Raw genomic sequence first — 21,575 nt, forward strand, 5'->3', positions numbered from 1 at the left:
CCGGACAACTTGAATCAGCGGGGATCGGAGGACGCGATGGCTCCCAATGCACGACGGGGTTCGCTCGCCCGGGTGGAGGTGCCTTCGCGCACCGAGCTGTATGTGGACCGGCGATTCCTTCCCTTGGCCGACCGCTTCTTCGCGATGTATCGCCAACCGCAACAAGGCGGCGGCGCGCTGGTCGTGTACCTGGGCGGCGAGAAAGTTCTCGACATCTGGGCCGGCAATGCCGACCGCGACAGGCGCTGGGACCACGACACGGTGTCGCTTTCCTTCTCGACCGGCAAGGGCGTGGCCAGCACCGTCGTTCACCGACTGGCCGAACGCGGGCTGATCGACTACGACTCTCCGGTTGCTCAGTACTGGCCCGAATTCGCAGCGGCCGGCAAGGACAAGATCACCGTCCGGGAACTGATGTCACATCGCTCGGGCCTTCACCGCGTTCGCGGGCTCATGCCGCATCCCCTCGACCTGATGGACTACGACGCGGTCGTTGCCGCCCTGGCTGCCGAGAAGCCGGATCCGCGTCGGCTTCGAGGCCCCGGCTATCACGCTGTGACCTACGGCTGGTTGGTAGCCGAACTTGTGGCCAGGGTGTCCGGTCAGCCGTTCATCGACGTCGTACAAGCGGAGATAGCGAAGCCCCTCGGCGTCGACGAATTCTGGTACCGCGTACCCGAAACCGAGCGTCCACGGATCGCGAAGCTGTTCCCACATATCAACCCTGCCGGCTTGAACTGGGCCTTCGCGTCGACCGTGCTCTCACACGTCGGTCCGACTCGCGGACTCGCGGAGGCCGCGATGCCGGACGGTTTCGACGTCATGGTGCGCAACCCGGCTGTCCACGACGCCGTCATGCCGGGCTGGAACGGAGTGTTCAGCGCGCGTGCTCTCGCGAAGATGTACGGCGCCATCGCGAACGGCGGCGTGATCGACGGGAAGCGGTTCCTGAAGGAATCGACCATCGACCAGATGTCGACCATCCAGACTCGCGATCGGGATTACGTGCTGGCGGTGCGGCCCAACTGGACTCTCGGTTACCACCCGCCGATCATTGCCGCGCGGCGGCAGCCGCGGAATGCGATAGGCCACTACGGAGTCGGCGGTTCAGGCGCGTATGCGGACCTGTCCAGCGGACTCTCGCTCGGTTTCACCACCAACAGGTTGGGTAGTGCTGTGACAGCTCTCGGTGATCTTCGCCTTGCGAGGCTCGGCGCCGAGGCGCAGGAGTTGGTTCGTCGAATCTGACACGAAGGGAATGCCATGAGCAGCAACGTGTACCGGGTGACCGAGATCGTCGGCTCGTCCACCGAGAGCAGTGACGCGGCAATTCGCACCGCCATCGCCCGGGCGAACGAGACGGTGCGCAACCTCGAATGGTTCGAGGTGGTGGAAACTCGCGGCCACATCGAGAACGGCGCCGTGGCGCATTTCCAGGTCACGTTGAAGGTCGGCTTCCGGCTCGACGGCGACGAATCCTGAACCGTTCTTCATGAGTGTTGATCTCACGGCGGCCGTCGGGTTCATGGCGGGACATGCCAGGACTCTCGATCGGCATCGGCTGAATTTGATTCTCGGACAGGGTGACCGGGCCGCGGCTTGTGCGGCCGTGGACGGTTATCGCAACCCGGACGGTGGGTACGGCTGGGGACTCGAACCGGATCTTCGCTCGGCAACCAGCCAACCTGGCGGAGCGCTGCATGCCTTCGAAGCCTTTGCCGACATCGGAACGCCGACGCCCAGAGCGGTCGAACTGTGCGACTGGTTGCAGACCAATTCGCTGGCAGGCGGCGGTTTGCCCTTCGCCTTCCCGATTGCCGACCCAGCCGGGTGTGCGCCCTTCTGGGTGAGCGCGGACCCGTCGGCGCCGTCGTTGCAGATCACCAGCATCGTGTGTGCTGCAGCGGCTCGCGTTGCCGAATTCGACGAGGCCGTCGCCGAACATCCGTGGTTCGCCTCTGCCGTTCGATATTGCCTCGACGCGATCGACGGGGCGGATTCTCTGCATGCCCTCGAGCTCGCCTTTGCCTTGCAGTTTCTCGACGCGGTTCACCGGAACAGTCCCGAAGCGTCGTCGTTGGTGAGCACTCTTGGTTCGCGTATCCCGGCTGACGGCTTGGTTCACGTGGACGGGGGAGCCGACGGCGAATTCATGCGGCCCCTCGATTTCTCACCGCTTCCCGGTGGTCCGACCCGCGCGTTGTTCGACGCGGCCGTGATCGAGTCCGAACTGTCAGCACTCGCTGCACGGCAACACGACGACGGCGGCTGGGCGGTGGATTTCGACAGCTATTCGCCCGCCGCGGCGTTGGAATGGCGAGGTCACGCCACCGTGCAGGCGGTATGGCTGCTGAAGCGCAATGGGGTGATCTGAAAACGATTCTCGCGCCAAATTGGAACACGTTATAGTCTGGGAATCAGTTCGTGCTTCGTGTTTCAGGGATAGGGGAATGTCATGGCGTATGTGATCACGCAGCCGTGCTGCAACGACGCCTCGTGTGTTGACGTGTGTCCGGTCAATTGCATTCACCCGACACCGGACGAAGCTCCGTTCGCGACCACCGAAATGCTCTACATCGATCCCGATACCTGCATCGATTGTGGTGCGTGTGTGGACGAGTGCCCGGTCGAGGCGATCTTCCCGGACAACGAACTCGACGAGGACGACGCGCCGTACCTTCAGATGAATGCGTCGTACTTCGAGAAGCATCCGATGGGCCCGGATTGGCCCGAGCCGATCACGATGGCCAAGATCGATCCCGAACTGGGAACGCTGAAAGTGGCGATCGTCGGCTCCGGCCCCGCAGCCTGCTATGCGGCGATGGAACTGACCGGCAAGCCTCGCGTCGAGGTCGACATGTTCGATCGGCTTCCCACTCCCTACGGATTGGTGCGCGCCGGCGTGGCTCCGGATCATCCCGGAACCAAAGGCGTCACCGACCAGTTCCGCGCCGTGGTCGCGAAAAAGACCGTGCGCTGCCACTTCAACGTCGAGGTGGGTACCCATATCTCGCATTCGGAACTCTTGGACCATCACCACGCAGTGATCTACGCGGTCGGCGCTGCCGGGGATCGCAAGCTCGAGATCCCGGGCGAGGAACTGCCGGGAAGTCACGCTGCCACCGAGTTCGTCGCCTGGTACAACGGCCACCCGGGATATGCCGATCGGACTTTCGATCTGTCCGGCGAGCGAGCGGTGATCGTCGGAAACGGCAACGTCGCACTCGACGTCGCTCGCATCCTGGTGACCGACCCGGACCAGCTCGCGAAGACGGACCTCGCCGAGCATGCATTGGAAGCGCTGCGTAACAGCAAGATTCGCGAGGTCGTCATTCTCGGGCGGCGCGGGCCGGCGCAGGCCGCGTACACCAATCCCGAACTGTTGGCCCTCGGACAGATGGCGAACGTGGACGTAGTCGTCGACCCGATCGAAGCCGAACTCGACGAGGCCAGTCAGGCGTTCGTGGACAGCGATGCCGCGGAGCCGTCCGTGCTGCTCAAGGTCAAGCAGGCGCAGGAATTTGCTTCCCGTACCGCAGATCCTTCTCGCAAGCGGATCGTTCTCCGGTTCCTCACTTCTCCCGTCGAGGTCCTCGGCGACGGTGCAGTCTCACAGGTGAGGATCGTGAAAAACGAATTGGTGGCAACGCCGACCGGTCAGCTCTCCGCCCGGCCTACCGAAACCGAGGAGACGATCGACACCTCCCTGGTGCTTCGGTCGGTCGGATACCGCGGCACACCGATGGCCGACTTGCCCTTCGACGACGCTCGCGGCGTGATCCCCAACGAGAACGGCCGCGTGATCGACACCGACACCGGCACGCCGATCCCGGGTGTCTACGTCGCGGGTTGGATCAAGCGCGGACCGACCGGCGTAATCGGCACCAACAAGTACTGCTCCGCCGAGACTGTGTCGATGATCTTCGACGACTTCGCTGGTGGGCGCCTCGCCACGCCGACCGAGGACGCTGACAAGTTGCAGGTTCTGCTGGCAGATCGGTCGCCGGATCAGGTGGACTACCAAGGTTGGCAGCGGATCGACAAGGCAGAACGAGCATCCGGTGCCGCCGCCGGTAGACCGCGAACCAAACTCATCTCCATCGAATCGATGTTGGCGGCTGCTCGCAGCGAGGGATAGCAACGATTGGGCGAACATCCGAATTGCTCGATTGCCGCATTTGTGTGTTAATGACTATGGAAATGTGCGGTTTGCTCTCTTTGGCGTGCTCGGGCGTGTAGGTGTGCGCCCGGCGGGCGCGTCCGGATGGTGCATCGGCATCGGTACCAGGCGGGTATCGATGCCGGCCGCGCAAACTCCACGTGAGTACGTGGTCATTCGAGCGAAGGTAGTGACATGGGCAGCAAACAGGGTCGTCGGACGTCACGGGTTGCCGTGGCAATCGTCGGAGCGGTGGCTGCCGGCCTGGCTCTCGCCGGACCTTCCGCGGCCGTTCCTCTCTTCCCCGGTGGACCGGACATTCCATTGCCCGTCATTCCCGGCGTTCCGTACCTCGATCCGGCGATTCCGGTTCCGGGCATCCCGGGTACACCGATTCAGGCTCCCATCGGCGCTCCCAACTTCTCCGCGCCGTCGCTCAACCCGTCCGCGGGTGAGACAGTCGGCATCGCGCAGCCGATCATCATTCGTTTCAACGAGGCAGTCGGCGACCGTGCCACGGCCGAGCGCGCGATTCGCGTGACCACCGATCCTCCGGTCGATGGCAGCTTCTACTGGATCAACGACAGCCAGGTCCGTTGGAAGCCGGCACAGTTCTGGCCGGCGAACATCTCCGTGACCGTCGACGCCGGTGATTCGCACTCCACGTTCAACATCGGTGACGCACTCGTCACCGTCGCGGACGACAACACCAAGCAGGTCACCGTCACCCGCAACGGTGAGGTCGTGCGCACCATGCCGACGTCGTTCGGCAAGCCGGGTCACGAAACACCGAACGGCACGTACATCGTCGGCGAGCAGCTGCGCGACATGTACATGGATTCGTCCACGTACGGCGTTCCGATCGATTCTCCCGAGGGTTACCGCACCTACGTCGAGTACGCGACACGAATTTCCTACAGTGGCATCTTCGTCCATGCCGCTCCGTGGTCGGTAGCGCAACAAGGTTTCACCAACGTCAGCCACGGCTGCCTCAATGTCAGCACCGAGGACGCCAAGTGGTTCTTCGAGAACGCAGGCAAGGGTGACCCGGTGATCGTGCAGAACACCGCAGGTGGAGTCCTCAGCGGCGCCGACGGATTGGGTGACTGGAACCGCTAGACATCGACGAGGAAGGCCCTGCGCGAGAAGTATTCGCGCAGGGCCTTTTTCGTGTCGCGTTCAGCTCGAGTGTCTTGTACGTTCACCATTCATTCGTTGCGAGCGGTCAGACTGCCTCAGTGAGATCGAGTCCGGAAAGAACGCTGCCCACATCAGGCAAGCCAGGTCTGTGGGGCAGACCATGGCGTGATTACGCGCTCTTTGCGCTCTTGGTAGGTCCCAATCTCGCGTTGCTGATCTTGTTCACCTATCGCCCGCTGGTGGACAACATCCGACTTTCGTTCTTCGACTGGAACATTGCGGACCCGAAGGCGACGTTCATCGGGCTGAGCAACTACCGCGAGTGGTTCGGACGAAGCGACACCTGGCAGATTGTCACCAACACAGTGGTATTCACATTGGTCACAGTGGTGGGTTCGATGGTCATCGGTCTGGCGTTGGCCATGCTGCTCGATCGCAAGCTCGTCGGGCGAAACCTGGTCCGGTCGGCGATCTTCGCGCCGTTCGTGATCTCCGGTGCAGCGATCGGTGTCGCGTTTCAGTTCGTCTTCGACCCCAACTTCGGTCTGATCCAGGATCTCCTGCACCGCGTCGGACTCCAATCGCCCGACTTCTATCAGGACCCCCACTGGGCGCTGTTCATGGTGACGGTGACATACATGTGGAAGAACCTCGGCTACACGTTTGTCATCTACCTCGCTGCGTTGCAAGGAGTTCGGCAAGAATTGAACGAAGCAGCCGAAATCGACGGCGCCAAGCCGTGGACCAAGTTCCGCCGGGTTCTCCTACCTCAGTTGCGCCCGACGACGTTCTTCCTCTCCATCACCGTCATGCTCAACTCGCTCCAGGTCTTCGACATCATCAACGTCATGACCCGTGGTGGCCCGCTGGGTACAGGGACGACGACGATGGTCTACCAGGTGTACAACGAGACATTCCGAAACTTCCGGGCGGGCTACGGCGCGACGGTTGCCACCATCATGTTCTTGATCCTGCTGATCATCACCGTCTACCAGGTTCGTGCCATGGATCGGGGAGAAGAGAAATGACAGCGGTAGAGGAAAAGAAAAGCGCTGCTCCGACTTCCGTCGTCCGACCCGGGCCGGATCGCAAGAACGTGGACCGGCGTGAGGTCGGTGTGAAGATCCTCGGCTACGCGGCAATGGTGATCGCCTTGGTCATCATCGTCCTGCCGCTCTACTGGATCGTGATGACCTCGTTCAAGGAGCGTCCGGAGATCTACACGCAGCCTGCAACGTGGTGGCCGTCGTCGCTGCATCCCGAAAACTATTCCGAAGCAACGACATCGGTTCCGTTCTGGATGTTTCTGCGGAACTCGATAGTGATCACGACGATACTGTCCGCGGCGAAGTTCGTTCTGGGGACTCTCAGCGCCTATGGGCTGGTGTTCCTGCGCTTCCCGGGGAAGAACTTCGTCTTTCTCGGAATCATCGCCGCATTGATGGTTCCGAACCAGATCACCGTGATCTCGAACTACGCGCTCGTGGCAGAGTGGGGCTGGCGTAACACGTTCCAGGGCATCATAGTTCCGCTCGCGGGTGTAGCCTTCGGCACGTTCCTCATGCGCAACCATTTTCTCTCGATCCCTTCGGAGATCGTCGAGGCAGCGCGGATGGACGGCGCCGGCCACTGGCGGCTTCTCTGGCGCGTGGTGCTCCCCGTTTCCGGGCCCACGATGGTGGCGTTCGGCATCATCACGGTGGTCAACGAATGGAACGAGTACCTGTGGCCGTTCCTCATGTCCGACGATTCCTCGGTGGCGCCGCTGCCGATCGGATTGACCCAACTGCAGAACAACGACGGACTCACCAACTGGGGTCCCGTCATGGCAGGAACGGTACTGACGATGCTACCGATCCTGGTGATTTTCCTTCTGCTGCAACGACACATGATCAAAGGCCTCACCTCCGGTGCGGTCAAGGGCTGACAGCTTTTCCCGTCACATTTCTTTCTCGAGGAGCAGTAATGGCAAACATGAACAGGCGCGGATTTCTGAGCCTCGGCGGTGCAATCGCCGCCGGCGCAGCACTGACCGCGTGCGCGGGATCCGGTGGTTCCAGCGCTGATGCTGCGGGAACATCCGGTGCGTCGGGTGAGTCCAACACCATCACCTTCTGGTCGAACCACCCGGGTAAGTCCACCGACGTGGAGAAGGAATTGATCAACCGCTTCCAGACCAAGTACCCGGACTTGAAGGTCAACTTGGTGGACGGCGGCAAGAACTACGAAGAGGTGGCGCAGAAGTTCAACGCTGCCCTCTCCGGCGGAGATGTTCCCGATGTGGTTGTGCTGTCGGATGTCTGGTGGTTCAACTACGCACTTGCCGGGGCAATCGAGCCGCTCGACGGACTCTTCTCCGAGGTGGGCGTCGACTCGGCCGACTACGTCGACTCGTTGCTCGCCGACTACCTGTTCCAGGGCAAGCACTACGCACTTCCCTATGCGCGGTCGACGCCGTTGTTCTACTACAACAAGGCGGTCTGGTCGCAGGCCGGACTTCCCGACCGTGGGCCTGCAACGTGGCAGGAGTTCGACGAGTGGGGACCTGAGCTGCAGAAGGTCGTGGGCAACGGCAAGTTGGCACACGGGTGGGGCAACGCGAAGGATTACCTCGGCTGGACCTACGAAGGCCCCATCTGGACCTTCGGCGGATCGTACTCCGACCAGTGGAATCTGCAGTTCGACAACGAGAAGACCATTGCCGCAGGGCAGTTCCTCTCCAGCATGATTCACGACAAGAAGTACGCCGCGGTTTCCACCGACATCGCAAACGAATTCGGTACGGGCATCCTGGCGTCGACCATCGCGTCGACGGGTGACCTGTCCGGCATCAAGAAGACTGCCAACTTCGACTTCGGCACCGCTTTCCTCCCGGCAGTGGACGGAACTCCCGGTTGCCCCACCGGCGGCGCCGGACTTGCCATCCCGTCCAAGATCTCCGATCAGCGTAAGAAGAACGCGCTCAAGTTCATCGACTTCATCACCAATGGTGAGAACACGGCGTACTTCTCGCAGAACGTCGGCTACATGCCGGTCCGCAAGTCGGCAACGTCGGAGCCGAGCATGAAGGCATTCCTCGACGCGAATCCGAACTCCCGTACCGCTGTGGATCAGCTTTCGCGTACGCGCTCGCAGGACTACGCACGCGTGTTCGTCCCGGGTGGCGATCAGATCATCGGCACCGGACTCGAGCAGATTGCTCTCCAGAAAGCCGACGTCGCATCGACATTCGCCGGCGTTGCCACCCAGTTGCAGCAGATCATCGACCGGCAGATCACCCCAAAGCTGCCGAAGTAGTAGGAGAGAACACTCATGGCCAACGTGCAATTCGCGGGAGTCACGCACCGCTACGAAGGAACCGATCGACCGGCAGTCGACCGTCTCGACCTCGACATCGCCGACGGTGAGTTCCTGGTACTCGTAGGACCTTCCGGTTGCGGTAAGTCCACCAGCCTGCGAATGCTCGCCGGTCTCGAATCCGCGTCGGACGGCCGGATCGAGATCGGCGGCACGGACGTCACGCATCTCGCTCCGCGAGCACGTGACGTCGCCATGGTGTTTCAGAGTTACGCGCTGTACCCGAACATGACCGTCGAGCAGAACATGGGTTTTGCGCTCCAGAACGCGGGAGTGGGAAAGTCCGAACGGCGCGAGCGGGTACTCGAGGCAGCACGGATGCTTGAACTCGAACCGCTGCTCGGACGTAAACCGGCCAAGCTGTCCGGTGGGCAACGTCAGCGAGTTGCCATGGGTAGGGCCATCGTTCGCCATCCCAAGGTGTTCTGCATGGATGAGCCGCTCAGCAATCTGGACGCCAAACTACGCGTGAGCACGCGGTCGCAGATCGCTGCCTTACAGCGTCGACTCGGCACCACGACGGTCTACGTCACCCACGATCAGGTCGAGGCGATGACGATGGGGGACCGGGTGGCGGTGATGCTGGACGGTCGTTTGCAGCAGGTGGCGAAGCCGCGGGAACTTTATGACAACCCCGTCAACACCTTTGTGGCCGCCTTCATCGGATCGCCCGGCATGAACCTGATCGAAGCGCCGGTCGAGGGTACCGTCGCAGTGCTCGGTGACCTGCGGATTCCGCTGCCCACCGGGGCGTCCGAGCGGGAGCGGGTCGTCGTGGGAGTGCGTCCCGAGTCGTGGGATCTGGTGGGAGCGTGGCGAAAGGGCTCGCTGGCCGTGGATGGCGACCTGCTTGAAGAGCTGGGCGCCGAATCGTTCGTCTATGCAAAGGGTGCCCCGGATTCGCAGTGGCAGAGCCGATCCGGCCGAATCGTCATTCGCGTCGATCGGAAGATGTCGGTGGCACCGGGGGAGTCGCTTCATCTGCTGCCCAAGGCCGGCGAGGTGTACTTCTTTTCCGCGGAGACCGGGGTACGTCTGTAGCGATACTGTGTGCGGCATGACCGTCGCACGTTCGCTATTGCTGTTCGTACTCGCCGCGCTGCTCGAGATCGGGGGCGCGTGGTTGGTGTGGCAGGGAATTCGCGAGCACAAGGGCTGGATCTGGGTAGGGCTCGGCGTCATCTCGCTCGGTCTCTACGGTCTGGTCGCGACCATGCAAGCCGATGCGAACTTCGGGCGCATCCTCGCCGCGTACGGCGGGATCTTCGTAGCGGGTTCACTGCTGTGGGCGGTGGTGATGGACGGATTCCGCCCGGATCGTTTCGACATCGCCGGTGCGCTGATCTGTCTGGTCGGCGTCGGGGTGATCATGTACGCCCGGTAGGGCCTTCGGCCCCGTGCGCGCTCAGGGAGTCCAGGGGGTCCTTAAGCGCGCACAGGGGCTTGCCCTTGCTACCAGATCTTCACACGCTTCTCCGGCTCCAAATACAGTGCGTCACCTGGCTTGACGTCGAACTCCTCGTGGAACGTGTCGAGGTTGCGGACGACGCCGTTGCACCGGAACTCCGGCGGCGAGTGCGGGTCGACGGCCAGACGGCGAAGCGCTTCGGCCTCACGGGCCTTCGTGCGCCATACCTGCGCCCACCCGAAGAACACGCGCTGCAGACCGGTGAGTCCGTCGATGACCGGAGGTTCGGTACCTTCGGTCGCGATCTTGTACGCCGCGATCGCGATCGACAGCCCGCCGAGATCGCCGATGTTCTCGCCGATCGTGAATTCACCGTTGACGTGGTGGCCCGGCAGTTCCTTGGGCTCGAACTCGTTGTACTGCTCGATGAGAGCCTTTGTGCGCTTGCCGAATTCGCTACGATCCTCGTCGGTCCACCAGTCGACCATGTTGCCGTCGCCGTCGTACTTGGCGCCCTGATCGTCGAAGCCGTGCCCGATCTCGTGGCCGATGACGGCACCGATGCCGCCGTAGTTGGCGGCGTCGTCGGCTGCGGCGTCGAAGAACGGCGGCTGGAGAATGGCTGCGGGGAACACGATTTCGTTCATGCCCGGGTTGTAGTAGGCGTTGACGGTCTGCGGCGTCATGAACCACTCGTCACGGTCCACGGGGCCACCCAGCTTGGCCAGGTCACGGTCGTACTCGGCGGCGTATCCACGACGGTAGTTGCCCACCAGGTCGGTAGCCGAGATATCGAGACCGGCGTAGTCACGCCACTTGTCGGGGTAACCGATCTTCGGGGTGAACTTCTCGAGCTTGGCCAACGCGGCCTCACGAGTCTGCGGGCTCATCCACTCGAGGTCGGAGATGTTGCGGCGGTACGCCTCCTGCAGGTTGGCGACCAGTTCCAGCATGCGGGTCTTCGCCTCAGCGGGGAAGTGACGGTCGACGTAGAGCTTGCCGACGGCCTCGCCGAGCAGATCTTGCACCAGGCTGACTCCGCGCTTCCAGCGCTCACGGTTCTCTTCGGTACCCGAGAGCGTGGTTCCGTAGAAAGCGAAGGTCTCGTCGACCAGCGCCGAATGCAGGTAGGGGGAGCGAGCGTGCAGCACCTTCCACGCTGCCCATGCCTTCCAGTCGTCGAGTGACTCCGACGCCCAGAGTGCGGTGAAGGTGTGCAGGAAATCGGGCTGACGGACCACGATCTCGGCGAACTTCTCCGAATCGGCGCCGAGACCGGACAACCATGCCGCCCAGTCCAAACCGGGGTTCTGCTCGGTCAGTTCCTCGAAGCCCACGAGGTTGTAACTCAGATCTGCGTCACGACGCTTGACGACGTCCCAATGCCCGGCCGCGATCTTCTTCTCGAGTTCGAACACACGCTGTGCGTCGTAGCCGACGCCGGCGAGGGTGAACATCTTGTCGATGTGCGCGACGTACTTCTCGCGGATCTCCGCGTAGTTGTCCTCGCGGTAGTACGACTCGTCGGGCAGGCTGATTCCCGACTGGCTGAAGTGGATCAGGTACCGCTCGGAATTCTTGGCATCGGTGTCGACGTAATGCGAGATGGCACCGCCGACGCCGACGCGCTGGTGGCGTCCGATCACGGTGGCCAACGACGACCGGTCCGGCGCATCGGCGACGGCGTCCAGCTCGTCGTCGATGGGGCTGAGGCCCGCGGCCTCCACGGCGTCGGCGTCCATGAAGCTCGAGTACAGGTCGCCGATGCGCTGTGCATCGGTACCGGCGGCAGAGTTGGACTCCGCGGCTTCGGTGATGATGGTCTGTACGTCTTCTTCGGCCTTGTCGTAGAGCGTCCGGAAGGCCCCGTCGACTGCGCGGTCTGCCGGAATCTCGTATTCGGCGAGCCATTTTCCGTTGACGTGGACGAACAGATCGTCCTGCGCCCGTGTGTCGCCGTCGAGGTGGGTGAGGTCGATGCCTGAGCGATGAGCCGTGGTCATTTCTCCATCCTTACACGATCATGACGAACTGCTCGGTGTGTGCGTGATCGCTCCAGGCCCCAGTTCATCTCTTGTGCTGGGCAACGTCGGTACCGCATGGCACGATCGAATACGTGACCAGCAGACCTGCCGCAGATCCGCACCTGCAGGACCTCGCGCGACTACGACGCGTGCGTGACCGTATCGACCGGGAGTACGCGCGGCCTCTGGACGTGGAGGCGCTCGCGCGGGGAGTGAACATGTCTGCGGGGCATCTCAGTCGCCAATTCCGTCAGGCGTACGGCGAACCGCCGTACGCATACCTGATGACCAGGCGAATCGAGCGCGCAATGGCGTTACTGCGCCGCGGAGACCTCAGTGTCACGGACGTCTGCTTCGAAGTCGGCTGCAGCTCTCTCGGCACTTTCAGCAGTAAGTTCACCGAATTGGTAGGGGTCCCGCCCAGCGTCTATCGGCGCGAGGCCGAACAGTCGACGGCCGGAATGCCGTCCTGTGTGTCCAAACAAGTCACCAGACCGATCAGGAATCGAGAAGCGCAGAACCCACAACCGCAATTAACGTGATCGCCATGGACATCACCATTCACTCGAGTTTCCTTCCGCAGGACGACCCTGACGCCGCCCTGAACTTCTACCGCGACACCCTCGGCTTCGAGGTGCGCAACGACGTCGGCTACGACGGGATGCGTTGGATCACGGTGGGGCCGCCCGGCCAGCCCGGCACCTCCATCGTGTTGCATCCGCCGGCCGTCGATCCCGGAATCACCGACGACGAGCGCCGCACCATCATCGAGATGATGGCCAAGGGCACGTACGGCGGACTTCTTCTGGCCACCAAAGATCTGGACGATACGTTCGAGCGGCTTCAGGCCGGCGACATCGACGTCGTCCAGGAACCGACCGAGCAGCCGTACGGCGTTCGCGATTGCGCCGTCCGCGACCCAGCGGGAAACCTGATCCGTATTCAAGAACTGCGCTGAGCCCGTCAACTGCGCTGAGACCGTCAACTGCGCTGAGACCGTCGGCGATCGACTGACAGATGGAGACACGATGACTGCCCTGCACACTGCAGACAGCCACGATTTGATCCGCGTGCAAGGCGCGCGGGTGAACAATCTCGAAGACATCAGCGTCGAGATCCCGAAGCGGAGGCTGACGGTATTCACCGGCGTCTCCGGTTCGGGAAAGAGCTCGCTGGTGTTCAGTACGATCGCCGCGGAATCGCAGCGGATGATCAACGAGACCTACAGCGCTTTCGTTCAAGGATTCATGCCGACGCTCGCGCGGCCGGACGTCGATGTTCTCGACGGCCTGACCACCGCGATCATCGTCGATCAACAGCGGATGGGCGTCGACCCGCGCTCGACAGTCGGAACCGCCACCGACGCCAACGCGATGCTCCGCATCTTGTTCAGCCGTCTCGGAAAGCCTCACATCGGTTCGCCTCAGGCGTTTTCGTTCAACGTGGCCTCGATCTCCGGAGCAGGCGCGGTCACGATGGAACGCGGCGGACGTCAGACGAAAGAGCGTCGTAGCTTCAAGATCACCGGCGGCATGTGTCCGCGATGTGAGGGACGAGGGGCGGTCAACGATTTCGATCTGACCGCGTTGTACGACGACACCAAGTCGCTCAACGAGAGTGCGATCACGGTCCCCGGCTACAGCATGGAGGGTTGGTACGGCCGGATCTACCGCGGCTGCGGTTTCTTCGATCCCGACAAGCCGATCAAGAAGTACACCAAGAAGGAACTGAACGATCTGCTCTACAAAGAGCCGACCAAGATCAAGGTCGAAGGCATCAACCTGACGTACACGGGTCTGATTCCGCAGATTCAGAAGTCGTTCCTCGCCAAGGACGTCGACGCGATGCAGCCCCACATCCGGGCGTTCGTCGAGCGGGCGATCACGTTCACCACCTGCCCTGAATGTGACGGGACGCGACTGAGCGAGGGTGCGCGGTCGTCGAAGATCAAGGGCGTCAACATCGCCGACGCCTGCTCGATGCAGATCAGCGATCTCGCGGAATGGGTCAGCGGTCTGAAGGAACCATCGGTCGCGCCTTTGCTCACGACGCTCGGCGAAACGCTCGACTCCTTCGTGGAGATCGGACTCGGCTACCTCAGTCTCGACCGTCCGTCGGGAACGCTGTCCGGTGGTGAAGCTCAACGCACCAAGATGATTCGTCACCTGGGTTCCTCGCTCACCGACATCACGTATGTATTCGACGAGCCCACTACCGGCCTTCATCCGCACGACATCGCGAGGATGAACGATCTTCTGCTGCGCCTGCGGGACAAGGGCAACACCGTGCTCGTTGTCGAGCACAAGCCGGAGACGATCGTGATCGCCGATCACATCGTCGACCTCGGGCCAGGCGCGGGTAGCGCCGGAGGAAACGTCTGCTTCGAGGGCACAGTCGAGGGCCTTCGTGCCAGCGATACGGTCACCGGGCGTCACTTCGACGACCGGGCCGCCCTCAAGGAGACCGTGCGGGAGTCCACCGGAGCAATCGAGATTCGTGGAGCGAACTCACACAACCTCCAAGATGTAGACGTCGACGTACCGCTCGGCGTACTGGTCGTGGTGACTGGTGTGGCCGGATCGGGCAAGAGTTCGCTGATCCACGGCTCACTCGCGAAACGCGAAGACGTGGTGTCGGTCGATCAGAGCGCGATCCGCGGCTCGCGTCGGAGCAACCCGGCAACGTATACCGGGCTGCTCGACCCGATCCGCAAGGCATTCGCGAAGGCCAACGGCGTGAAGCCGGCGCTCTTCAGTGCCAACTCCGAAGGCGCCTGCCCGACGTGCAACGGCAACGGCGTCATCTACAGCGACCTGGCGATGATGGCCGGCGTTGCCACTCTCTGCGAGGAGTGCGAAGGCAAGCGCTTCCAGGCGGAAGTTCTCGAATACAAATTCGGTGGCAAGGACATCAACGAGGTTCTCACGATGTCGGTGGCCGAGGCCGAGGAGTTCTTCGGCGACGGTGAGGCCAAGACGCTCGCTGCGCACAAGATCCTCGTCCGACTGGTCGACGTGGGGCTCGGGTACCTCACGATCGGCCAGCCGTTGACGACGCTGTCGGGCGGTGAGCGTCAGCGCATCAAGCTGGCGACGCACCTCGGCGAGAAGGGTGGCGTGTACGTCCTCGACGAGCCGACCACCGGACTGCACCTGGCCGACGTCGAGCAGTTGCTCGGCCTGCTCGATCGACTCGTCGATTCCGGTAAGTCCGTCATCGTCATCGAGCACCACCAGGCCGTGATGGCGCACGCCGACTGGATCATCGACCTCGGCCCTGGTGCCGGTCACGACGGCGGTCGGATCGTCTTCGAAGGCACTCCCGAGGAGCTCGTCGCCGACGGCTCCACCCTCACCGGAAAGCACCTCGCGGCATACGTCGGCGGCTGACCTGGCTCCTACCTCAGGCGTCGATACCCAGGTTGATGACGGCGAGGTAGGAACCGTCCGACTGCTTCTCGACGGTCATGAGGCCGGTGTCGTCGTAGATGCCGTCACTGGCGTTGTTCGTGTTGTTCTCACGACCGGTGTGCTCGCTGTACGGGGACTGCGAGTACACCTCGTCGAGAAGGGTCTCGTCGAAGAAGGTCTGCGACGTGAGGACCGTCTTCTTGTCGATGTGCACCTTGACGTGAATGTGGGTGGTGCGGCCCATGTACCAGCCGGGAAAGATCGTGGTGAACTGGGCGATGCCGTTTGCATCGGTGGTCTGGGCGCCGCGCAGGTAGGTGCCGTCGTCGGTGGTGGTGGCTTCGGTGTCGCCGACGCTGTACGAACCGTCGGAGGTCTCGCCGGAACCACCCATGCCGCCGCCCATTCCTCCGGGGGCGCCTGACGGAGGTTCGCCCATTCCACCTCCGGGTGCACCTGACGGAGGTTCACCCATCCCGCCGGCCGGGGGAGTTCCGCCGCCGCCACCGCCGCCGCCGTTGGCGCTCAGCGACCCGGATTCGAAGCCGGAGTACACGCCGCCGGCGTCGCAGTGCCAGATCTCGACGACGGCGTTGGAGACCGCGCCGATGCTGCCGTCGACGTTGCACTGGCTGTTGTCCTGCACGCGCATTGCCACCTGCAGTGTGGTGCCCGGACGGTCCTCGCGGATGTCGCCGCGAATGGAGTCGACGTCGAACCAGTAGGGGCCCTGTGTCTCTTCCTTGCTCATGACGCACTGCGGTGCTTTGGCCAGAAGTGCGGTGACGGCATCGCCGGACGTGGCCGCTGCGGAAGCGCCGGAAGTGGTTGTCGCCGATGCAGCCGCGGCCGAAGTCGTCGTGGCGGTGCCACTGTTACCGGAACAGGCTGCGATGAGCCCGCCGAGACTGATGGTTCCGCCGAGAGCGAGGGCCCGTCGACGGCTCACGCGTAGCCTGCTCGCTTCGATGTCTTTGTTCACGCCGCTGTACCTCCATTGTGTGGGCTGTTGTCTCAATGGTGGACGGGCGACCTGGTGCGGAACTGGTTATCCGCTGTGAACTTGCTGGGAGAGCATCTGGATGCTCGAGGTGGCCCGTACGTAGACCTGCCCGCCGGCGTCGACGATGCGAGTTTCGATCAGCGCGAGCCTGCGCCCGGCGCGAATCACGGAGGCTTCGGCGCGCAAGACCGGCCCACCGATGTCGGGTGATCGCAGGAAGTCGATCTTGTGGTCGAGGACGCGATAGTCCTGATCGGCGCTGGTCAGGGTCTGTGCTGCCAGTCCCGTAACGGCGTCGACTGCCGAGATGAGGACACCACCCTGCACGGCGCCCAGCGGGTTGGCCATCCAGGCCACGGGTGAGAACTCACCGACGACGGAACCTGGCGTCACGTCGACGACAGCAAGATCGAGTAGCCCGGCGAGCGGTCCGCGTTCGAGTTTGCCGCCTCGGATACCTTCGACGACGTCGGACCCCGACAACCCACTCAGGTTGCTCGTTTTCTCCGGCGTCGGGACCGGTAGCGGCGCACCGTCCACGTAGTCGTCGATTCCGACGACGGGTGGACGCGAGACCACCATTGCGCGGCCGGCCATCACGGCCAGGAGGGTGCCGTTCTCGTCGCGAAGTTGACCGGACGCGAGCCCGACGCCGTCGTCGAGATGCACGAGCGTGCCGGAGGCGCCGACGTCTGCGAGAGCGGGAATGTCGGCGCCCGCGCTGACCGTGACCTGCGCGAGCACGGATTGATGGCCCGAGGTCAGTCCCGAGTACACCGCGCCGCCCATGGCACCGTCGATCATGACGCCGATGGAACCGAGCACCGTCTTGCCACGGTGATCGTGGAAGCGCGGGCCGACTGCCTGCGCGAAGGCCAAGTCGCCAGGCACGACCGATACGGCGCGCACACCCATCAAGGTGTTGAGGGGGTCAAGTTGTGTGACGGGTGCGGCGGAGTTGTCGATGCTCATCCGTCGAGTATCTCCAGCGCGCCCAGTCCTGCCGAGACCGGGTCTCAACCACCGATACGTGAATGCATCTCCCAGACGAGGACTTCCGCCCCGGCATCGGAGGTCAGTTGCTGCCCACCCGAATCGCTCAACCGGACGGCATCACCCTCGTACAGTGTGCCGACGCCCTCCATCTCGGCAGTGCCCTGCGCAACGAAGACGTGCAGGAACGGTGCGCTGGGAAGATTCACGGAGGTGCCGGGCAGAATCCGCGCGACGTGCATGGCGGCGTTCTTGTTGTTGATGCGAATCGCCGAGTGATCCTTGTAGCGCTCCATTCCGGAGGCCACCGGGATCAGTCCGCCGCGCAGCAGTTCGTCGTCGATCTCGAGTTGTTCGTAGCCGGGAGTCAGTCCACCTTCGTCCGGTACCACCCACATCTGGATGAAATGCACGGGGTCGGAATGCTGTTCGCCGCCAATACGCCACGAATCGTTCTTCTCGCTGTGCATGATTCCGGTACCGGCGCTCATGCGCTGGGCGAGGCCTGGATAGATGACGCCGGTGTGGCCGATGGAATCCTGGTGCACGAGCGAACCGCGAAGTACCCACGTCACGATTTCCATGTCCTTGTGCGGATGGGTATCGAAACCGGTTCCCGCCAGTACGGTGTCGTCGTTGTTGACGAGCAGCAATCCGTGATGAGTGTTGTCCGGATCGTAATGCTGTCCGAACGAGAACGAATGTTTCGAATCCAGCCAGGAGACGCGGGATTTCAAGCGATCACCGGAGCGGTGCACATCGATGTGCGGTGTCGTCCGTGGGGCCTGTGCTCGACCAGATGCCATGGCTCCTCCTTCTGTGCCACCGGGATCCATCACTACCGGATCCACCACTACCGGCATCCACCCTACGACGAACCTGCTGTGTAGTCCGAACATTGGGCGTACTCGGTGGTGTCGTCAGTTCGTCGACGCGTGCATCTCCCACACGAGTATCTCCGCATCGTCGATTCCCTTGACTCGTTGACCGCCAGTGTCCTTGAGTCGCAACGAATCTCCTGGTCCCAGCAATCCGACTCCCTCGACGTCGACAGTGCCGCTGGCGATGAACCCGTGCACGTACGGCGCATCCGGAAGAGATACCGACCCGCCGGTCTCGAGGCGAGCAACATGTAGTGCCGCATGTTTGTTGTGCAGGCCGATGGCGCTGTGACCGCGATGCGCAGGCATCCCCGATGCCAGGGTGATCAGGCCACCGCTGTCGAGTTCGGAGTTGATGTCGAGTTCCTGATAGCTCGGGGTCACTCCGGATTCGTCCGGCGGTATCCACATCTGAACGACGTGAACGGGTTCGGTGACGCGTGAGCCGTCGGCCCGGAAGCGATCGTTGCGCTCGGAGTGCAGGATTCCGGTACCGGCGCTCATTCTCTGCGCGAGTCCGCGATGGATGACGCCGGAGTGCCCAGCGGAATCCTGGTGAACCAGAGATCCGCTGAGCACCCACGTCACGATCTCGGTATCGCGGTGCTGATGAGTGTCGAAACCGGAGCCGGCTTCGATGATGTCGTCGTTGTTCACCAACAGAAGTCCGTGCGCGTACGCGGCGTGATCGAAGTTTCCGGCGAAGGGGAAACTGTGACGCGCGGTGAGCCAGCCGTAGTTGAGGTGCGCACGTTCGGCTGCTCGTTGGACGACCACCGACGACATGTCAGCTCAGCTTTTCGTGTGCTGCCGGGATGGATCCGAGGCGTCCGGCCTGGAAGTCCTCGAAGGCCTGCATGACCTCGGACTTGGTGTTCATGACGAACGGCCCGGCCATCGCGATGGGCTCACGAATCGGTTTGCCACCGAGGATGAATACCTCGAGGGATTCGGTCCGCGAATCCTGGCGATCGGAAGCCGCGACGGTGATGGAGTCACCGCGTCCGAAGACAGCCGTCTGCCCTACTCGAATGGGTCGACGCTCGGCTCCGACCGTTCCTTCGCCGGCGAGCACGTAGACGATGGCGTTGAACTCGGGGTTCCAGGGCAGAGTCAGGCTCGCACCCGGGGCAATAGTGGTGTGGGAGAGCGCGATGGGTGTGTACGTCGATCCGGGTCCGGCGTGGCCGGCGATGTCTCCGGCGATGACGCGCACCAAGGCTCCGCCGTCCGGCGAGGAAAGCAGGGCCACCTTGTTGCCCGTGATGTCCTGGTACCGCGGAGATGCCATCTTGTTGTCGCGAGGCAGGTTGACCCACAGTTGGACGCCGTGGAACAGGCCGCCGCTGAGGACGAGGTGCTCCGGCGGAGTTTCGATGTGAAGGATGCCGCCACCCGCGGTCATCCACTGAGTGTCGCCGCCGCCGATTACACCGCCGCCACCGTTGGAGTCCTGGTGCTCCATGATGCCGTCGATCATGTAGGTGACGGTTTCGAAGCCGCGGTGCGGGTGCCACGGAGTGCCCTTGGGCTCTCCGGGTGCGTAGTTGACTTCGCCCATCTGGTCCATGTGGATGAACGGGTCGAGGGCGGAGAGGTCGATGCCGGCGAACGCGCGGTGAACGGGAAAGCCTTCACCTTCGTATCCGACCGGCGCGGTGGTGATGCTCTTGACGGGGCGGTCGACTGCTGACTCTGCCGGCTCGTCGAGGCGGGGCAGGGCCAAGATGTTCTCGACTGTCACAGCAGGCATGTCGTACTCCTTGTATCCGTGAAGCTGATGTCAGGTAGTTGATTGTTCAACTATCTCATTCGGAGTCAACAAAGTCGAGCCCCGGGTATTCCCGGGGCTCGGCTGGTGTTCGGATCAGCCTGTTGTCTGGATCAGCGCAACATGCTGCCGAGGGTTTTTGCCGCTGCCATGACCTCGGCACCCAGGGTTGCTTGATCCTCGGAGTCGAATACGGAAATTCCGAGGCTGGAAATGGCGTCGCGGCGTCTGCCGGGGATGACTGCCGAGATTCCCAGGACGGACGGGATGACCTCCCCGACGGTCACTGCGTAACCCCGTGCGCGGGCCGCCGTCACTTCCTCTCGTTCCCCGCTCACCGGTGGGAGTGAGGCAAGAATGGAAAGCCCGGCGGAGCCGCGGTCGATCGGATCAACCTGCCCCGGATGAAACGCGACGTGAACCTTGGCGCTGCGCGGTTCGACCACCATCAGTGCGCGCACTTCGGTGTCGCTCTCGCGGACCACCAGGTGTGCTGTCGCCTCGGTGGCCTCGGCAAGTTCTTGAAGTATCGGGCGGGCCAGGGTTCGCAAATCTTGTTCCACCGGTTCGGCGAGGGTGACCAGTCCGGCGCCGAGAGTGACGCGCTTGAAGGAGTCCTTGCGGCACAGGTGATGAGCCTCGAGCGTGCGGATCAACCGATGTGCGACAGTCCGGTGGACTCCCACTCCGTCGGCAATGTCCGTGACTGACAAACCGTGCGGATAGGACGTCAGGAGTTCCAAGATCTCGAGTCCGTGGTGCAGCGTTTTCGACATGCTCGAGTCCACTTGAACTGCGCTTTTGCGCGGTCGGTGTTCCTCGCTCAGCTCTGACATCAAATCCCTTTCTTGACGTTTGTGAGGTATGCCACCTACGCTTTGAACATATCGCACAGTGTGTGCGATTATCGCACACTTTACGGAGCTGCACAACCTTCGGGTGGATGCAGCGCAGCGTGTTCGGAGAGAACCTTCATGAGCAACTATCGCGTCGTGGCAACGGAGGATGTTGTCGCAATCCAACAGCTGTACGGCCACCAGAGTCATTGCATAGACTCTGGGCGCCAGCAGGATTGGGCGCAGACATTCACGGACAACGGTGAATTTCATTCACCCAGTTATCCGGAACCCGTGGTCGGTTTCGACGACCTTGCAGCGTTTGCTGCTCGCTTTTACGCTGCTGCGGAAGCCGTCGACGAGGTGCATCGGCACGTTCTGACCAATCTCGTAGTCGAGGCGGTGGACGAGAGTGCTCTCGCAGTGCGCGGGTACCTGCAGATAGTTGCCACCGCTCGCGGCGGTGAATCGCGACTGGTGCGGATGACGACTGTCGATGACCGCGTGGTTCGGGTCGGTGAGGAATGGAAGATCGCCCGCCGCACCGTCTCCCGAGACGACGCACCTCGAGTGTCCGAACAAGGCTGAAGTAC

The 21,575-nt window shown here is 62.7% G+C and carries 21 protein-coding genes; 14 read left to right on the forward strand and 7 right to left on the reverse strand.

Translation table 11 applies throughout. The annotated features are described in order from the left end of the window. Positions 1-36: 36 nt before the first annotated feature. The 10 genes from RE4_RS03865 to RE4_RS03910 all read left to right on the forward strand — a co-directional run bounded on the left by RE4_RS03865 (position 37) and on the right by RE4_RS03910 (position 10,040). Positions 37-1,248, forward strand: coding sequence for a serine hydrolase domain-containing protein (locus RE4_RS03865; protein ID WP_060938019.1), 1,212 nt, complete (start codon positions 37-39; stop codon positions 1,246-1,248). Positions 1,249-1,263: 15 nt separating this feature from the next. Then, positions 1,264-1,482 (forward strand): dodecin, encoded by a 219-nt coding sequence (locus tag RE4_RS03870; RefSeq protein ID WP_003939815.1) that lies wholly within the window; start codon positions 1,264-1,266, stop codon positions 1,480-1,482. Between the two features lie 10 nt (positions 1,483-1,492). Further along, on the forward strand, positions 1,493-2,374 hold the full coding sequence (locus RE4_RS03875) for a hypothetical protein (protein WP_060938020.1): 882 nt from the start codon (positions 1,493-1,495) through the stop codon (positions 2,372-2,374). A gap of 81 nt (positions 2,375-2,455) precedes the next feature. After that, positions 2,456-4,138 carry an FAD-dependent oxidoreductase gene (locus RE4_RS03880; RefSeq protein ID WP_060938021.1) on the forward strand — a complete coding sequence of 561 codons (1,683 nt, stop codon included), beginning with the start codon at positions 2,456-2,458 and terminating at the stop codon, positions 4,136-4,138. Between the two features lie 216 nt (positions 4,139-4,354). Continuing rightward, positions 4,355-5,278: a L,D-transpeptidase gene (locus RE4_RS03885; RefSeq protein ID WP_019745219.1), complete on the forward strand. Its 924-nt coding sequence runs from the start codon at positions 4,355-4,357 to the stop codon at positions 5,276-5,278. Positions 5,279-5,352: 74 nt separating this feature from the next. Further along, positions 5,353-6,327 carry a carbohydrate ABC transporter permease gene (locus RE4_RS03890; protein ID WP_019745218.1) on the forward strand — a complete coding sequence of 325 codons (975 nt, stop codon included), beginning with the start codon at positions 5,353-5,355 and terminating at the stop codon, positions 6,325-6,327. Then, positions 6,324-7,226, forward strand: a complete 903-nt coding sequence (locus tag RE4_RS03895) for a carbohydrate ABC transporter permease (RefSeq protein ID WP_003939837.1) — start codon at positions 6,324-6,326, stop codon at positions 7,224-7,226. The genes RE4_RS03890 and RE4_RS03895 overlap by 4 nt, the downstream gene beginning before the upstream one ends. Before the next feature lie 38 nt (positions 7,227-7,264). Then, entirely contained in the window at positions 7,265-8,596 is a 1,332-nt protein-coding gene (locus tag RE4_RS03900) for an ABC transporter substrate-binding protein (RefSeq protein WP_020909046.1), read from the forward strand. Between the two features lie 15 nt (positions 8,597-8,611). Next, positions 8,612-9,697, forward strand: a complete 1,086-nt coding sequence (locus RE4_RS03905) for an ABC transporter ATP-binding protein (protein WP_060938022.1) — start codon at positions 8,612-8,614, stop codon at positions 9,695-9,697. Positions 9,698-9,713: 16 nt separating this feature from the next. After that, on the forward strand, positions 9,714-10,040 hold the full coding sequence (locus RE4_RS03910) for a YnfA family protein (protein WP_060938023.1): 327 nt from the start codon (positions 9,714-9,716) through the stop codon (positions 10,038-10,040). Between the two features lie 68 nt (positions 10,041-10,108). On the opposite strand, the gene RE4_RS03915 is transcribed toward RE4_RS03910, so the two are convergent. Continuing rightward, positions 10,109-12,067 (reverse strand): M13 family metallopeptidase, encoded by a 1,959-nt coding sequence (locus RE4_RS03915; protein WP_019745215.1) that lies wholly within the window; start codon positions 12,065-12,067, stop codon positions 10,109-10,111. Between the two features lie 113 nt (positions 12,068-12,180). Between RE4_RS03915 and RE4_RS03920 the strand changes: the two genes are divergently transcribed. From RE4_RS03920 to RE4_RS03930, 3 genes are all read left to right on the forward strand, one after another. Further along, a complete protein-coding gene (locus RE4_RS03920) occupies positions 12,181-12,630 on the forward strand; it encodes a helix-turn-helix transcriptional regulator (RefSeq protein ID WP_019745214.1) in 450 nt (149 codons plus the stop codon). Between the two features lie 5 nt (positions 12,631-12,635). Further along, positions 12,636-13,046, forward strand: coding sequence for a VOC family protein (locus RE4_RS03925; protein WP_020909044.1), 411 nt, complete (start codon positions 12,636-12,638; stop codon positions 13,044-13,046). A 70-nt stretch (positions 13,047-13,116) separates the two neighbouring features. Continuing rightward, positions 13,117-15,477 carry an ATP-binding cassette domain-containing protein gene (locus RE4_RS03930; RefSeq protein WP_060938024.1) on the forward strand — a complete coding sequence of 787 codons (2,361 nt, stop codon included), beginning with the start codon at positions 13,117-13,119 and terminating at the stop codon, positions 15,475-15,477. 13 nt (positions 15,478-15,490) lie between these two features. Here the strand turns inward: RE4_RS03930 and RE4_RS03935 are convergent, their stop codons facing one another. The 6 genes from RE4_RS03935 to RE4_RS03960 form a co-directional block, all read right to left on the reverse strand. Continuing rightward, the gene (locus RE4_RS03935; protein ID WP_060938025.1) at positions 15,491-16,480 is read right to left on the reverse strand and encodes a peptidase associated/transthyretin-like domain-containing protein; all 990 of its coding nucleotides are present in this window, start codon (positions 16,478-16,480) and stop codon (positions 15,491-15,493) included. Positions 16,481-16,546: 66 nt separating this feature from the next. Next, positions 16,547-17,473, reverse strand: coding sequence for a PaaI family thioesterase (locus tag RE4_RS03940; protein ID WP_060938026.1), 927 nt, complete (start codon positions 17,471-17,473; stop codon positions 16,547-16,549). Positions 17,474-17,517: 44 nt separating this feature from the next. Then, a complete protein-coding gene (locus RE4_RS03945) occupies positions 17,518-18,300 on the reverse strand; it encodes a pirin family protein (protein ID WP_020970714.1) in 783 nt (260 codons plus the stop codon). A 114-nt stretch (positions 18,301-18,414) separates the two neighbouring features. Beyond that, positions 18,415-19,161: a pirin family protein gene (locus tag RE4_RS03950; RefSeq protein WP_060938027.1), complete on the reverse strand. Its 747-nt coding sequence runs from the start codon at positions 19,159-19,161 to the stop codon at positions 18,415-18,417. Position 19,162: 1 nt separating this feature from the next. Beyond that, positions 19,163-20,128, reverse strand: coding sequence for a pirin family protein (locus tag RE4_RS03955; protein WP_020970712.1), 966 nt, complete (start codon positions 20,126-20,128; stop codon positions 19,163-19,165). Positions 20,129-20,259: 131 nt separating this feature from the next. Continuing rightward, on the reverse strand, positions 20,260-20,982 hold the full coding sequence (locus RE4_RS03960) for an IclR family transcriptional regulator (protein WP_060938028.1): 723 nt from the start codon (positions 20,980-20,982) through the stop codon (positions 20,260-20,262). Between the two features lie 138 nt (positions 20,983-21,120). Here RE4_RS03960 and RE4_RS03965 point away from each other — a divergent pair, with 138 nt between their 5' ends. Further along, positions 21,121-21,570, forward strand: a complete 450-nt coding sequence (locus tag RE4_RS03965) for a nuclear transport factor 2 family protein (protein ID WP_060938029.1) — start codon at positions 21,121-21,123, stop codon at positions 21,568-21,570. The last annotated feature ends 5 nt before the right edge of the window (positions 21,571-21,575 follow it).

Source organism: Rhodococcus erythropolis NBRC 15567 (assembly GCF_001552595.1).
GTDB classification, from domain to species: Bacteria; Actinomycetota; Actinomycetes; order Mycobacteriales; family Mycobacteriaceae; genus Rhodococcus_F; species Rhodococcus_F erythropolis.